Raw genomic sequence first — 12,756 nt, 5'->3', positions numbered from 1 at the left:
CCCGGCGGCAGCAGTGAAGAACACGACCGTGCACACCGTGAAGGGTTCTCATGCCTGACGTGAACGACGACGCCCCGGCGCAGACCGGGCAGCGCGCGACCGCCGAGTCGATCGAGCGGGGCCGCGGAGCGCTCGACGTGGACGCCCTGCTGGCCAGGGTCCGGTCGGCCACCACACCGCCGGGGACCGGCCCGCACGCTCCGGCCGAAGCCACGGTGGCCGTGGGCGTACCCGCCCCCGAACGCCGCGGCGACACCGCCGGAGCGAGGGTGGGGGCGGACTCCGGCTCCGGCGCGGGTGCCGGCGCGCCCGGCAGCGGTACGGCTTCCGGCGCCCGGAAGGAGGGGAGTTCACCCGGCACGGCCTCCGACAGCGGAACCGGTGCGGCCTCCGGGGGCAGCACCGGCACAGCCTCGCACTGGAGCAGCGACGCAGCCTCCGGCCGTACCGATACGGAGTCGCCCGGCACCGGCGGGGCACCCGGCCCGGCGCCGCTCCGCGCAGGCGGCGCCGACGCGCTGTGGGACGTGGACGCGCTGGCCAGCGCCATCGCCGCCGCCGCGGCCCCGTACGTGCCCGACGGGCATCTGCCGCTCGACGCCGACTTCTTCGACGCCGGGGGCAGTTCCGTGGGCGCCGTGGAACTCGTCGCGGAGCTGGAGCGGATGCTCGGGACAGAGGTCGGTCTGGACGACGTGTTCGCCGACGCCCGGCCGCTCAGCCTGGCACGACGCTGGCTCTCGGCCACCGGGTCCGGAACCGCCCTCGCGATCCCGGTCACACCGGAAGCCCCGGTGGCCGAGCCGAGTCCTGCCGCGCCGTCCGCTCCGGTGGACGATCGGGCGGTCGGCGCGTCCACCGGCCCCGTGACGCCCCCCGACGGCCGGGCAGTCGCCGTGACCACCCGCCCTGCGGCCCCCGCCGACCCGCGCCCCGCGCCCCCCGCACGTCCGCTCCCCGTCCCGTCCCCGCGCACCGCGCCGCTCACGGCAGCCGCCGCCTCCGAACCCGACGGCCGCGCCGCAGCGTTCGCGACGGCACGCGCGGAGGATCTGGACCAGATCCTCGCCGACCTCGCTCTCGCTGACCGGCTCCCCTGGACCGGCGCCCCCGAACCGCTGCCGCCCCGCCGGGTCCTGCTGACCGGCGCCACCGGCTTCCTCGGCGGCCACATGCTGCTGGACCTGTTGCGGCACACCGACGCCCACGTCCACTGCCTGGTGCGCGCCGCGGACGAGGAGGCGGCCACCGCACGGCTCGGCGAGCAGCTCAGGAGCTACCGCCTGCCCTGGTCGTCGGAGGTGCGCCGGCGGGTGACCGTGCTGCCCGGCGACATCCGGAGCCCGCGGCTCGGCCTGTCCGACGAGCTGTGGGACACCCTCACCCATGAGCTGGACAGCGTCGTCGGTGTGGCGGCTGCCGTCGACTTCCTGCGCGGCTACCAGTCGCTGCGGCGCAGCAACGTCCTCGGCGCCCTGACCCTCGCGGAACTCGCCGCGACCGGACGGCCCAAACCGCTGCACCACATCTCCTCGATCGCCGTCTTCAACGAGGTCGGCATCGCCTCGATGGGCGAGGACGATCCCCTCGCCCGCATCGACCGCCTCGTCTCCGGCTACGACCAGAGCAAGTGGGCGGCCGAGGTCGCGCTCCGCCGGGCCCGCGACCACGGCCTCGTGGTCACCGCCCTGCGCCCGGGCGGCATCGGCGGTCACACCAGGACCGGTGCCCACAACCCCCAGGACCTCAGCAGCGGCCTCACCTCCGCCTTCGGCCGCTTCCGCACCGTGCCCGCCTTCCGGCACCTGAACGCGGCCCCGGTCGACTGGGTCAGCCGCGTCGCGGTCGCCGCCGTGTGCGACCCCGATGCCTGGGGCTACGACTACAACCTGACCGGTGTGCCCAACACCCTGGACGACGTCGTACGCGACATGGCCCTCGGCGGCATGCCGGTGCGTGTGCAGGGCTGGGACGAGTGGCGCGCCGACGCCCTGGCCCGACTGGAGGCCGACCCGGTGCCCGAACTCGCCTTTCTCGGACGGGTGTTGCGCAGCCCCACCGCCCTCAAGCTGTGCGAGGCGACCCTCACCGGACCGGCGGCCACCGACGACCGGACGGCGGCGCTCGTCGAGTCGCTCGGACTGCCGAGGGCGGCTCGCTACGACGCGCGGGCCCAGCTCAGCACGTTCGAGCGGCTCGCCGAGGACGGTCTCGCCCGGCTGCCCGGCAAGGAGGACCAGCCGTACCTCTGGTTCGCCGAGACGACCGAAGGAAGCGTCGGTCCGCTCGGTGCTCCGTCCGAGGTGCCCTGCTCCATGGCGCTCACCCTGTCCATCGCGAGCATGTACCAGCTCGCGAAGGAGCGCCGGGTGGACGTCGCCGGCACGTTGACCTGCGTTGCCCTGCACCCCGAGCCGCTCACGGTCGAGCTCGGCGACCTCTGGGTACGCCCAGAGGAGGGCATTCCGCAGGAGCACGGGATGCGTCATCAACTCCTGCGCTACAGGCTGTCGTTGCGGGACGCGGACGGCGGGAGCTGGTGGCTGGAGGGCCACAAGTACGCGCGGGCCCGCCGCGACGTCTGGCGGCAGGCCCGCACGCTGACCGTCGAGATCGGCCGCGAGGGCGAACCGGCCACTCTGGCCGGCGAGATGGTCGTACCCGCCGACCGATACGTGCGCGACCAGATCGACGGCATCAAGGTCGACCCACGCCTGACCGGCCCGGAGAAGCGCGCCGCCAAACTCACCTGGCTCGCCTGGTTCGGCGCGGAAGTGGGCCGCGGACTGCTCGGCCCCTTCGCCCGCGCCGCCGCGGACCTCCTCGACCTGCGCCGCACCCCCACCCTCACGGAGCACAAGCGATGATCTTCAGGACGACCGGCTCACCGGCCCGGACCGCCCGGCGCGGGGCGAGGACCGCCACGGTCCCGCGCCCCCTGCGCCACCGCCTCGATCCGGCGGCCGTCGAGGAGATCCCGTTCCATGCGGGCGACGGCGTCAGGCTCGGGCTGACCCGCGTCGGCGAAGGGCCGGGCGAGGGCCCCGCGGTACTGCTGCTGCACGGACACACCGCGTCCGCCGACATGTTCCTGCTGCCCGAGACCCGCAATCTGGTCGACGTCCTGCTCGACGACGGCTACGAGCCCTGGCTGCTCGACTGGCGGGGCAGCCGCCGGCTCCCGTACAACGAGACCGGCCGGAGGTACACGTACGACGATGTGGCCCTGTACGACATCCCCGAGGCCGTCGCGTACATCAGGCAGCGCATCGGGGACCGGCCGCTGTTCGTGGTCGCCCACTGCATCGGCTCCCTCGCGCTGTCGCTGAGCATGACGGCGGGGCTCGTGCCGGGACTCGCGGGCGTGGTGTCGCAGGGCGTGTTCCTGACGCCGAAACTCGCGGGGCGCACCTCGCTGCGCATGTCCGTGGCCGGGGAGCTGCTGAAGGGCCGGATCGACCACATCCCGGTCGACTTCCGCACGGTCGGCCTGAGATCGAAGTACACGCCGCTGTTCGCGCTGGCCGGCCGGAAGGCGAGCTGCCCGGACCCCACCTGCCAGATCCTGCACAACTCCGCCTGGGGCACCGGCGCCTCGCTCTTCGTGCACGAGCACCTCTCCGAGACCACCCACCACCGGCTCGCCGAGCTGCTGGGCCCCGCCCCGCTGTGGATCCTGCCGCATCTGCGCCGGATCGAACTGGCCCGCACCGTGGTCCGCTGGCACGACACCGACCACCGCTACCGGGCCCTGCCGGCGAACGCGCTGGACGCGGCGGCCCGCATCGACACCCCCGTCCTGCTCCTCGCGGGCAGCGAGAACGGCCTGTGGCTGGACTCCCAGGAGCTCTGTCGCGACGTCCTCGCCCGGCGGCAGCCCCAACTGGACGTGTCCTACACCGAGATCCCCGGCTACGGCCACCTGGACACGTTCCTCGGCCGGGGCGCCGCCCTCGACGTGTTCGGTCACATCCTCGATTTCCTCGGTGAACGCCGGTGACGTCGGGCTGGGCCGACAGCTACCGTACTCGCCAGTAACCGGACCTCACTCCAGGAGGAGCCCCATGCCGCAGCTCGAAGTCGACGGCGCAGCCCTGACGTACGACGACGAGGGCCCGCGCGACGGCGACGGCGTGCCCCTGGTCTTCGTCCACGGCTGGACGGCGAACCGGCACCGCTGGGACCACCAGGTGGCGCACTTCTCCGAGAGCAGGCGGGTGATCCGCCTCGACCTGCGCGGGCACGGGGAGAGCAGCGGGGCGGGGGTGCGGACGATCGCGGAGCTGGCGAAGGACGTCCTCGCGCTCCTCGACCATCTGAAGGTCGAGCGGTTCGTGCTGATCGGTCACTCCATGGGCGGGATGATCTCGCAGACCATCGCCCTGTCCCACCCCGAGCGGGTGGAGCGCATGGTGCTGGTGAACTCGATCAGCCGGATGACGTACAGCCGGGGGAGGGGACTGCTCATGGCGGCGTCCACCCTCGCCCCCTTCAAGCTGTTCATCGCGGCCAACATCCAGCGCGCGTTCGCACCGGGCCATCCGCGCGAGGAGATCCGGGAGTACGTCCGGGCCTCCGGCGACACCCCGCGCGAGGTGGTCATGACGCTCTACGGCGCCATGCGGGCCTTCGACGTCCTCGACCGGGTCGGTGAGATCCGCACCCCGACCCTGATGGTGCACGGCTACCACGACATCCAGCTGCCGGTGTCGCAGATGCTGCGGATGGCGAAGGCCTACCCGGACGCGGTGGTGCGGATCGTGGACGCGGGCCACGAACTGCCGGTCGAGAAGCCGGAGGAGCTCACGGCGGCGGTCGACGGTTTCGTGACCGGCCGGGGGTGACACCGCGGGCCGCCGCGGGTCCCGTGGCGGCCGAGTCCCGCTGAGCGAAGGGTGACGGTGTCCGCCCGGCGGGCGGGCACCGTCACACGGCGACGACCGCCACCCCGGCCTCCTCGAAGAGCCGCACCGTCTCCTGACGTACGGCCGAGTCGGTGACCAGCGTGTCCACGGAGTCCGCCGTGCAGATCCGCGCGAACGCCCGCTGGCCGAGCTTGCTGGAGTCGGCGGCGACGATCACCCGCTCGGCGCGCTCGCACAGGAGGCGGTTGATGGCGGCCTCCGCCTCGTCATGGGCGGCGGCGCCGTGCGTGGCGTCGAAGGCGACCACGCCGAGGACGGCCACGTCGAGGGTGATCTGGCCCAGCACGCCGTCCGCGAGGGGGCCGATGAGCTCGTACGACTGCGGACGGGCGACCCCGCCGGTGACCACGATCTTGAACTGGGGGCGCACGGCCAGTTCGTTGGCGATGTTCAGGGCGTTGGTGACGACGGTCAGCGCGGGGGACCCCGAGGCGAGATCCGGGCGCACGGCCAGGGCGCGGGCCACCTCGGTGGTCGTGGTCCCACCGGTCAGGCCCACCGCCTCACCGGGGGAGACGAGTCCGGCCACAGCCGTGGCGATGCGCTGCTTCTCGGAGGCGTGGCGGGCGGTCTTGTAGCGCAGCGGCAGTTCGTACGAGACGCCGTGCACCACCGCGCCGCCCCGGGTGCGCACCAGCATCTGCTGCTCGGCGAGCTGGTCGAAGTCGCGCCGGATCGTCGCGGCCGACACCTCCAGCTGGGCCGCGGCCTCCTCGACATCCAACCGGCCCCGCTCCACGAGCAGTTCCAGCAGCGCCTTCCAGCGGGCGTCGCGCGACATCCGCACTCTCCGTTCCTCGTTCCTCCGTGACCCTAGCGCACCCCACTCCCACCATGAATGCTTGATTGTGCTCGAAACATCGCTATATCTTGCATGAACAAGCACCAGTGGGAGGGGTACGACATGACCCATGTCGAGCAGGAGCTGACCAGCCAGCCCGAGTGCTGGATACGCGCCGCGGAACAGGCCACCGCACACGGGGCGGCACTGCCGGCGGCGGGGGAGCGCGTCGCGATCGTGGGATGCGGCACCTCCTTCTTCATGGCCCAGGCCGCGGCCGCGCTGCGCGAACAGTCCGGCCAGGGCGAGACCGACGCCTTCGCCGCCTCGGAGTTCCCCGGCGCCCGCGCGTACGACCGAGTCGTCGCCCTCACCCGGTCGGGGACCACCACCGAGGTGCTCGAACTCCTCGCGCGGCTGCGCGGGAGCACCCGCACCACCGCCATCACCGCCGACCCGCGCACGCCCGTGATGGAGTCGGCGGACGACGTCGTCGTCCTCGACTTCGCCGACGAACGCTCCGTCGTCCAGACCCGGTTCGCGACCACCGCGCTCACCCTGCTGCGGGCCCACCTCGGCCTGCACACCGACGCCGTCGTCGCCGACGCGCGCACCGCCCTTCGGACCCCGCTGCCCGCGGGGCTCGTCGACTGCACGCAGTTCACCTTCCTCGGCCGCGGCTGGACCGTCGGCCTCGCCAACGAGGCCGGCCTCAAGATGCGCGAGGCCTCCCTCGCGTGGACCGAGGCCTATCCCGCGATGGAGTACCGGCACGGCCCCATCAGCATCACCACCCGCGGCACCGCCACCTGGATGCTCGGCGACGCCCCGGACGGGCTCGCCGACCAGGTGCGCGAGACCGGCGGCCTGTGGGTGGACGGAGGCCTCGATCCGCTCGCCGAACTCGTCCGCGCGCAGCGGCTCGCCGTCGCCGTCGCCTCCGCCCGCGGCCTCGACCCCGACCGGCCGCGCCACCTCACCCGCTCCGTGATCCTCAGCCCGGCGAGTCACTGAACCGGCCCGACCGCCGCCAGCAAAGGAGGAGTTGTGCCACTCGCCGCAACCGGTGAACTGGTCGCCGAGGCCGCCACGGCACGGACCGCCGTCGCCGCGTTCAACGTCATCACCCTGGAGCACGTCGAAGCCGTCATCGCGGGCGCCGAGTCCGCCGGCTCGCCCGTCGTCCTCCAGGTCAGCGAGAACGCGGTCAAGTTCCGCTACGGAAGGCTGCTCCCACTGGCCCGGGCCGCCTCGGCGGCGGCCGAACGGGCCTCGGTACCCGTCGCGTTGCACCTCGACCACGTCCAGAGCGACGACCTGCTGCGGCAGGCACCCGGCGCCGGATTCAGCTCCGTGATGTACGACGCCGCGCGCCTGCCCTATGACGAGAACCTCACCGCGACCCGGGCGGCCGCCGACTGGGCCCACGCCCGAGGCCTGTGGATCGAGGCGGAGCTGGGCGAGGTCGGCGGCAAGAACGGCGAACCGGCGCTGGACGCGCACGCACCGGGCGCCCGAACCGATCCCGCCGAGGCCCGTGCCTTCGTGGCCGATTCCGGCGTGGACGCACTGGCCGTCGCGATCGGCAGTTCGCACGCCATGACCACCCGTACCGCGGCCCTCGACCACGAACTGCTCAAGCGGCTTGCCGCGACGCTCGGTGTGCCGCTCGTCCTGCACGGCTCCTCCGGGGTGCCGGACGACGAGCTCCGCGCGGCCGTCGCGGGCGGCATCACCAAGGTCAACGTCGGCACCGCCCTGAACCTCGCGATGACCGGCGCCGTCCGCGAGTTCCTCGCCGCCCACCCCGAGGCCGTGGACTCACGCAAATACCTCAGCGTGGGGCGGGAGGCGATGGCCCGGACGGTCGCACGGCTCATCGGCGTCCTACGGGCCTGACGTCACACGGGGCCGCCGCCCGGAACGGCGCCGGCCTCGACGAGCTTCTCGAAGAAGAACTCGTGCTTGAGGAACGACACGTCGTACTCGTGCCCTGGATGCGGCGGAAGCAGCTGCGCCGCCTGGAACAGCCGCCAGCCGTCCTCCAGGGCGTGCACGCCCGACTTGTAGGGCGGTTCGTCGCCGTCCCCGGTCGTGGGCGAGGTACGGCCCGTCCCGTCGTAGGACGACCAGCCCACCACCTCGGCATCGAGCGCCGAGGTGGCGAGGTACAGCACCAGAACCTGCTGACGGACACTCATACGGCTTCCTCCTGAGGGCGGTTGGAGACCCTGGTCACCCAGTGGTCCAGGTCGTAGGAGTCGTCCCCGGTCAGCGAACGCCACAGCAGGACGCGGTTGTAGACCTCCAGCCGGCCGGTCGCCGGCTCGTACCAGGGGAACGTCGTGGCGAGTTCCGCGGCGACCCGGGGGTCCGCGAGGTCCGAGGTGTCCCACAGCCGCCGCTGGCGTACCGCCGGATTGAAACGGATCTTGAACATGTAGCGCGCCGTGTCGCTGTCGTTGCGCCGCCCGCCGTGCCACAGCCCATGGTGCAGAAACACCACGGTGCCCGCCGGGCAGACGAGCCGGCTCTGCCCGCGCAGATTCTGGTAGCGCCCGGTGTCCGACTCGTTCGTGCGGCGCAGATGACTGCCCGGGACGCTGAGAGTGCCGCCCATGTCGAGCGTGACGTCCTGCGGGTAGTACATCAACTGGACGTCGAACGCGTCGGTGCGCACGTCGATGATCGCGTCACCGTGCAGCGGCTGCGCCTGCCCCTCGCGCGGCTCGCGGATGTGCACGGCATGATGGTCGACGGACGGGCCCGGGCCGACAAGACTCCGCAACGCACCGGCGACGACCGGTAGTTCCAGGAGACGGCGGACGAACGACCCCTCCGGGTAGGCGTCCGCGACGGGTGTGCCGTACGGCACGTCGGGAAGTCCCCCGCGCAGCACCTCCATCCCTTCGGCGTTCATCTCGGCGGGCACCACGGCGTCCAGTCGCAAGGAGCCGTGGGCCACGAAGTGCGCCATCGCGACCGAACTGAGAAGGGTGCTGCCTGTCGATTGCTCCCACGTGGTGGTCATGAGCGCCAACGTAGGTCCGCCCGCGTCCTCGGCGCGTTGGCCCCACTCACCACTACTGGTAATTTCTCACCATGCGGGAGACGCAGCTGCACCTCGGGGAGCCGCCCGCCGTCGTCAACGCGGGTGTCGGCGTGCACGGGGTCGCGAGCCCCACGGACGTCTTCCGGCTGCCCGAGCTGTGGCAACTGCACCTGTACCAGTACGACGCCGAACTGACCGTCGACGGCACCGCACACCTCGTCCGCCCCGGCCGGGTGAGCCTCGTACCGCCCGGCGCCACCGTCCGCTACCGCTACCAGGGCCGCTCCGAACACCTCTACGCCCATCTGCGCATCGCACCCCGCGGCCCTGCGCGAACGCTCCCCGTCGTGCAGGACACCGGGGCCGAACTGCCCGCGCTCTCCCAGCTGATGCGGCACGCGATCGCGGCGGCCCCCGGCACGCCCGAGCGCACCCGGGCCGAGATCTGGACCGCGCTGTGGCGCATCGCCGACCTCACCCCGCGCGCCGCCGCCGAAGCAGGCCCGCACCCCGCGGTCGGCACGGCGATCGCCCACATCGAGGCCCACCTCGCCGCCCCGCTCACCATCCCCCGGATCGCCCGGGCCGCCGGGGTGTCCCACAACCACCTCACCCGGCTCTTCCGCGCCGAGACGGGCACCACGGTCGTGGCGTACATCCGACGCCGCAGGCTGGAACGCGCCCATCACCTGCTGCGCGCCTCGACCCTGTCCATCCCGGCCGTGGCCGCCTCCGTCGGCATCCCCGACCTGCAGGCCTTCAACAAGGCGTGCCGCCGCGAACTGGGCGCCTCCCCGCGCGCGCTGCGCGGGACTACTTCCTGACGGCCCTGAGGATCACGAACTTCGCGTCACCGGCCACGAGTTCACTGTTGCCGAACAGCCGGCGCAGCTTCAGGTGGTAGCCGAGGTGGCGGTTGCCGATCACCCACAGCTCACCGCCCGGTCGCAGCGCCCGCCGGGCCCCGGTGAACATCCGCCACGCGGTGGTGTCCGTCGTCGCCATGTGCGAGTGGAACGGCGGGTTGTTCAGGACGAGGTCGACGCTCCCGGCGGGGACGTCCGCCAGACCGTCACCCACCCGGAACTGAGCCCTCCCGTCGGCGTTCGCCCGGTAGGTCGCCTCCGCCGACGCCACCGCCTGGTACGACTCGTCCACGAACAGCACCTCGGCCTCGGGGTTGGCCAGCGCGACCGCCGTGCCGAGCACGCCGTTTCCGCAGCCCAGGTCCGCGACCCGCTCGGCGCCGCGGCTGCGCGGCAGGTGCTGGAGGAAGAACCGGGTGCCGATGTCGAGCCGGTCGGCGCAGAAGACACCCGCGTGATTGACGACGGTGCGGCCCGAGACCGGCCCGACGCCGTCGGGGAGCCGGTAGCTGTACGGCCACGGGTTGGCTTCCCGTGCGATGCCCGGGTACGGGGTGCAGAAGATCAGCCGGGCCTTCTTCTCCGCGAGCGACGTGCGGGTCGGACCGATGATCCGCTCGAACAGGTGCAGCGTCGAGGTGTGGATCTCCTTGACCATCCCGGTGCCCACGACGACCGTGCCCTCGTGCACGCCGGGTGCCAGCCGGTGCAGCTGGTCCTCCAGGAGGGCGAGGCTCTTCGGCACCCGGACCAGCAGGACATCGATCCTGCCGGGAGGGGCGTCCTGCGTGGTGAGGAGCCGTACACCGGACTCCGCGGCACCGGCACGCGCCAGATTCGCCCGCGTCGCCTCCTGCCCGAGGAACGAGTCGGTGATCTGCGTCGGCCGGTGCGCCGACAGCGCCGTCGTGAGCGCGCCCCACCGGTCGCCGACGACCACGACCGACCCCGTCAGCGGGGTACCGCTCTCGGCGAGATGCCGCAGCAGATACGTGTCGGCGGCGTCCCAGGCACGCAGCCGGTCGCGGGGGTCCTCGGGGAAGCGGGCCAGCGCGTACTCGCCCCACGGAGTGGTCATACGGTCGTTCATGGTGCGTCAAGGCTAACGGAGTCGCGGCTCAGTACCCGTCCGCCGGGTGCGTGATGATGGGGTCCATGGACAGTGAGCTGTTTCCGCGCGCCCGTACGGAGATCGCGCCGGGCGCGGTGCACGTCCCGGACTGGCTCGACGCGGACCGCCAGCGGCAGCTCCTGGAGGCCTGTCGCGCATGGGCCCGCCCACCGGCAGGGCTGCGCACCGTCCAGACACCCGGCGGCGGCGCCATGACCGCCCGGCAGGTCTGCCTCGGCTGGCACTGGTATCCGTACGGGTACGCCCGCACGGTGGTCGACGGTGACGGATCCCCGGTCAAGCCCCTCCCGCGGTGGCTGGCCGCCCTCGGCCGTGACGCCGTCCACGCGGCCCTGGGGCCCGAAGCCGCCACGACAGCGCCGTACGACATCGCTCTGATCAACTTCTACGACGCCGACGCCCGCATGGGCATGCACCGCGACAGCGACGAGACGTCGGACGACCCCGTGGTGTCCCTGAGCCTCGGCGACACCTGCGTCTTCCGCTTCGGGAACACCTCGTCCAGGGCCCGCCCGTACCGGGACGTGGACCTGCGCAGCGGCGACCTCTTCGTGTTCGGCGGGGCGTCGCGGCTCGCGTTCCACGGAGTGCCACGGGTGCACGCGGGCACCGCGCCGCCCGAGTTGGGGCTGACCGGACGCCTCAACGTCACTCTCAGGGTCAGCGGTTTCCGGACACCGGAGCGCATGCGGCCGCCCGGCGACCGCACGGGCGACCGAACGAGCGGATCATGACAGACTCGCCCTCATGAACGGCAAGGCGGGCCCCCGGGCGACGGGGGAAGGGAACACGCGGACGCGGCTGGACCGGGGGCGCGGGGCGCTCGGCCCGGCGCTGGAGCTCGTGCACACCGGGCGTGCGCCGACGCGAGCCGTGCTCACCGCCGAGCTGGGCGTCACCCGGGCGACCGCGGGTGCGGTCGCCGCGGAGCTGGAGGCACTGGGGCTGATCCGGGTCGACGCGCGCCCCGGTGCGGCCGCGGGTTCGCAGGGCCGGCCCTCGCACCGGCTGGAGGTCGCCGAGGACGGACCCGTCGCGCTGGCGGCGCAGGTGCACGCCGACGGCTTCCGCGCCGCGCTCGTCGGCCTGGGCGGCCGGATCGTGGCGACCGCGCCCGGCTGCGAGACCGTCGACGCCGACCCGGCGAAGGTCCTCGGCTCGGTCGTCGAGGCGGGCGCGGAGCTGCTGCGCGCGACGGGGCGGCGCTGTGTGGGCGCCGGACTCGCCGTGCCGTCCGCCGTCGCCGAACCCGACGGGCTCGCCCTCAACCCCCTGCACCTCGCCTGGCCCGCCGGCTCCCCGGTGCGCCGGATCTTCGCGGAACGGGTGCGCGCCGCGGGCATCCAGGGGCCCGCGTTCGCCGCCAACGACGTGAACCTCGCCGCCCTCGCCGAGCACCGGCACGGCGCGGGCCGAGGCTCCCGCGACCTGCTGTGTGTGGCCACCGGCCACCGCGGTGTCGGCGGCGCCCTGGTGCTCGACGGGCGGCTGCACACCGGCAGTTCGGGCCTCGCCCTGGAGGTGGGCCACCTCACCGTGAACCCCGAGGGCCGCCCCTGCTACTGCGGCAGCCGCGGCTGCCTGGATGTCGAGGCGGACCCGCTGGCCTTCCTCACGGCGGCGGGCCGCGAACCCGGCCCCGAGGTGTCACTGCTCCAGCAGGCCAACGACCTGATCCGCGACGAGCCCGCCGATCCCGGTGTCCGTACGGCCGTCGAGGCGCTGATCGACCGGCTGGGTCTCGGACTCGCCGGTCTCGTCAACATCCTGAACCCGGACCGCATCATCCTCGGCGGACTGCACCGGACCCTGCTCGACGCCGACCCGGACCGGCTGCGCGCCGTCGTCGCCGACCGCAGTCTGTGGGGCCAGAGCGGTGGCGTACCCATCCTCGCCTGCACCCTCGACCACAACAGCCTGGTGGGCGCGGCCGAGTTGGCCTGGCAGCCGGTGCTCGACGACCCGCCCGCCGCGCTGGCCGGGGTCTAGCCTTCCTGCCC

The 12,756-nt window shown here is 73.1% G+C and carries 12 protein-coding genes; 8 read left to right on the top strand and 4 right to left on the bottom strand.

Annotated features, from left to right (window positions below; genetic code table 11):
- Nucleotides 1–50: 50 nt before the first annotated feature.
- The 3 genes from ACSYGO_RS08490 (at nucleotide 51) to ACSYGO_RS08480 (ending at nucleotide 4,844) form a co-directional block, all read left to right on the top strand.
- Nucleotides 51–2,867, top strand: coding sequence for a thioester reductase domain-containing protein (locus ACSYGO_RS08490; protein WP_460386391.1), 2,817 nt, complete (start codon nucleotides 51–53; stop codon nucleotides 2,865–2,867).
- Nucleotides 2,864–4,000, top strand: a complete 1,137-nt coding sequence (locus tag ACSYGO_RS08485; protein WP_426679263.1) for an alpha/beta hydrolase — start codon at nucleotides 2,864–2,866, stop codon at nucleotides 3,998–4,000. The genes ACSYGO_RS08490 and ACSYGO_RS08485 overlap by 4 nt, the downstream gene beginning before the upstream one ends.
- A gap of 64 nt (nucleotides 4,001–4,064) precedes the next feature.
- Nucleotides 4,065–4,844 (top strand): alpha/beta fold hydrolase, encoded by a 780-nt coding sequence (locus tag ACSYGO_RS08480; RefSeq protein WP_432173862.1) that lies wholly within the window; start codon nucleotides 4,065–4,067, stop codon nucleotides 4,842–4,844.
- Nucleotides 4,845–4,926: 82 nt separating this feature from the next.
- Here ACSYGO_RS08480 and ACSYGO_RS08475 read toward each other — a convergent pair whose 3' ends face one another.
- Nucleotides 4,927–5,706, bottom strand: a complete 780-nt coding sequence (locus ACSYGO_RS08475; protein ID WP_432173863.1) for a DeoR/GlpR family DNA-binding transcription regulator — start codon at nucleotides 5,704–5,706, stop codon at nucleotides 4,927–4,929.
- A 123-nt stretch (nucleotides 5,707–5,829) separates the two neighbouring features.
- Between ACSYGO_RS08475 and ACSYGO_RS08470 the strand changes: the two genes are divergently transcribed.
- Together ACSYGO_RS08470 and ACSYGO_RS08465 are read left to right on the top strand one after the other, a co-directional pair.
- Entirely contained in the window at nucleotides 5,830–6,720 is an 891-nt protein-coding gene (locus tag ACSYGO_RS08470) for an SIS domain-containing protein (protein WP_460389689.1), read from the top strand.
- Between the two features lie 33 nt (nucleotides 6,721–6,753).
- The gene (locus ACSYGO_RS08465) at nucleotides 6,754–7,605 is read left to right on the top strand and encodes a class II fructose-bisphosphate aldolase (RefSeq protein WP_435222480.1); all 852 of its coding nucleotides are present in this window, start codon (nucleotides 6,754–6,756) and stop codon (nucleotides 7,603–7,605) included.
- Between the two features lie 2 nt (nucleotides 7,606–7,607).
- Here the strand turns inward: ACSYGO_RS08465 and ACSYGO_RS08460 are convergent, their stop codons facing one another.
- Nucleotides 7,608–7,907, bottom strand: a complete 300-nt coding sequence (locus ACSYGO_RS08460; protein ID WP_426679259.1) for a hypothetical protein — start codon at nucleotides 7,905–7,907, stop codon at nucleotides 7,608–7,610.
- Nucleotides 7,904–8,737: a phytanoyl-CoA dioxygenase family protein gene (locus ACSYGO_RS08455; protein ID WP_432173865.1), complete on the bottom strand. Its 834-nt coding sequence runs from the start codon at nucleotides 8,735–8,737 to the stop codon at nucleotides 7,904–7,906. Before ACSYGO_RS08455 ends, ACSYGO_RS08460 begins: the two co-directional genes overlap by 4 nt.
- Nucleotides 8,738–8,808: 71 nt before the next feature.
- On the opposite strand from ACSYGO_RS08455, the gene ACSYGO_RS08450 reads away from it, so the two are divergent.
- Nucleotides 8,809–9,582 carry a helix-turn-helix domain-containing protein gene (locus ACSYGO_RS08450; protein WP_432173866.1) on the top strand — a complete coding sequence of 258 codons (774 nt, stop codon included), beginning with the start codon at nucleotides 8,809–8,811 and terminating at the stop codon, nucleotides 9,580–9,582.
- Here the strand turns inward: ACSYGO_RS08450 and ACSYGO_RS08445 are convergent.
- Nucleotides 9,572–10,714, bottom strand: a complete 1,143-nt coding sequence (locus ACSYGO_RS08445) for a methyltransferase (protein WP_460386390.1) — start codon at nucleotides 10,712–10,714, stop codon at nucleotides 9,572–9,574. The genes ACSYGO_RS08450 and ACSYGO_RS08445 overlap by 11 nt on opposite strands.
- Before the next feature lie 65 nt (nucleotides 10,715–10,779).
- Here ACSYGO_RS08445 and ACSYGO_RS08440 point away from each other — a divergent pair, with 65 nt between their 5' ends.
- Both ACSYGO_RS08440 and ACSYGO_RS08435 read left to right on the top strand, forming a co-directional pair.
- Nucleotides 10,780–11,490, top strand: coding sequence for an alpha-ketoglutarate-dependent dioxygenase AlkB family protein (locus tag ACSYGO_RS08440; RefSeq protein WP_460386389.1), 711 nt, complete (start codon nucleotides 10,780–10,782; stop codon nucleotides 11,488–11,490).
- A gap of 13 nt (nucleotides 11,491–11,503) precedes the next feature.
- Nucleotides 11,504–12,745: an ROK family protein gene (locus ACSYGO_RS08435; protein ID WP_426679254.1), complete on the top strand. Its 1,242-nt coding sequence runs from the start codon at nucleotides 11,504–11,506 to the stop codon at nucleotides 12,743–12,745.
- Nucleotides 12,746–12,756 lie beyond the last annotated feature (11 nt).

It is taken from the genome of Streptomyces krungchingensis (genome assembly GCF_054729265.1).
This window is presented reverse-complemented; position numbering and strand designations above follow the sequence as displayed.

Excerpts from the sequence above, each read along its gene's own strand:
- ACSYGO_RS08490 (WP_460386391.1), top strand. The coding sequence starts at position 51 with ATGCCTGACGTGAACGACGACGCCCCGGCGCAGACCGGGCAGCGCGCG.
- ACSYGO_RS08485 (WP_426679263.1), top strand. The coding sequence starts at position 2,864 with ATGATCTTCAGGACGACCGGCTCACCGGCCCGGACCGCCCGGCGCGGG.
- ACSYGO_RS08480 (WP_432173862.1), top strand. The coding sequence starts at position 4,065 with ATGCCGCAGCTCGAAGTCGACGGCGCAGCCCTGACGTACGACGACGAG.
- ACSYGO_RS08475 (WP_432173863.1), bottom strand. The coding sequence starts at position 5,706 with ATGTCGCGCGACGCCCGCTGGAAGGCGCTGCTGGAACTGCTCGTGGAG.
- ACSYGO_RS08470 (WP_460389689.1), top strand. The coding sequence starts at position 5,830 with ATGACCCATGTCGAGCAGGAGCTGACCAGCCAGCCCGAGTGCTGGATA.
- ACSYGO_RS08460 (WP_426679259.1), bottom strand. The coding sequence starts at position 7,907 with ATGAGTGTCCGTCAGCAGGTTCTGGTGCTGTACCTCGCCACCTCGGCG.
- ACSYGO_RS08455 (WP_432173865.1), bottom strand. The coding sequence starts at position 8,737 with ATGACCACCACGTGGGAGCAATCGACAGGCAGCACCCTTCTCAGTTCG.
- ACSYGO_RS08450 (WP_432173866.1), top strand. The coding sequence starts at position 8,809 with ATGCGGGAGACGCAGCTGCACCTCGGGGAGCCGCCCGCCGTCGTCAAC.
- ACSYGO_RS08445 (WP_460386390.1), bottom strand. The coding sequence starts at position 10,714 with ATGAACGACCGTATGACCACTCCGTGGGGCGAGTACGCGCTGGCCCGC.
- ACSYGO_RS08440 (WP_460386389.1), top strand. The coding sequence starts at position 10,780 with ATGGACAGTGAGCTGTTTCCGCGCGCCCGTACGGAGATCGCGCCGGGC.
- ACSYGO_RS08435 (WP_426679254.1), top strand. The coding sequence starts at position 11,504 with ATGAACGGCAAGGCGGGCCCCCGGGCGACGGGGGAAGGGAACACGCGG.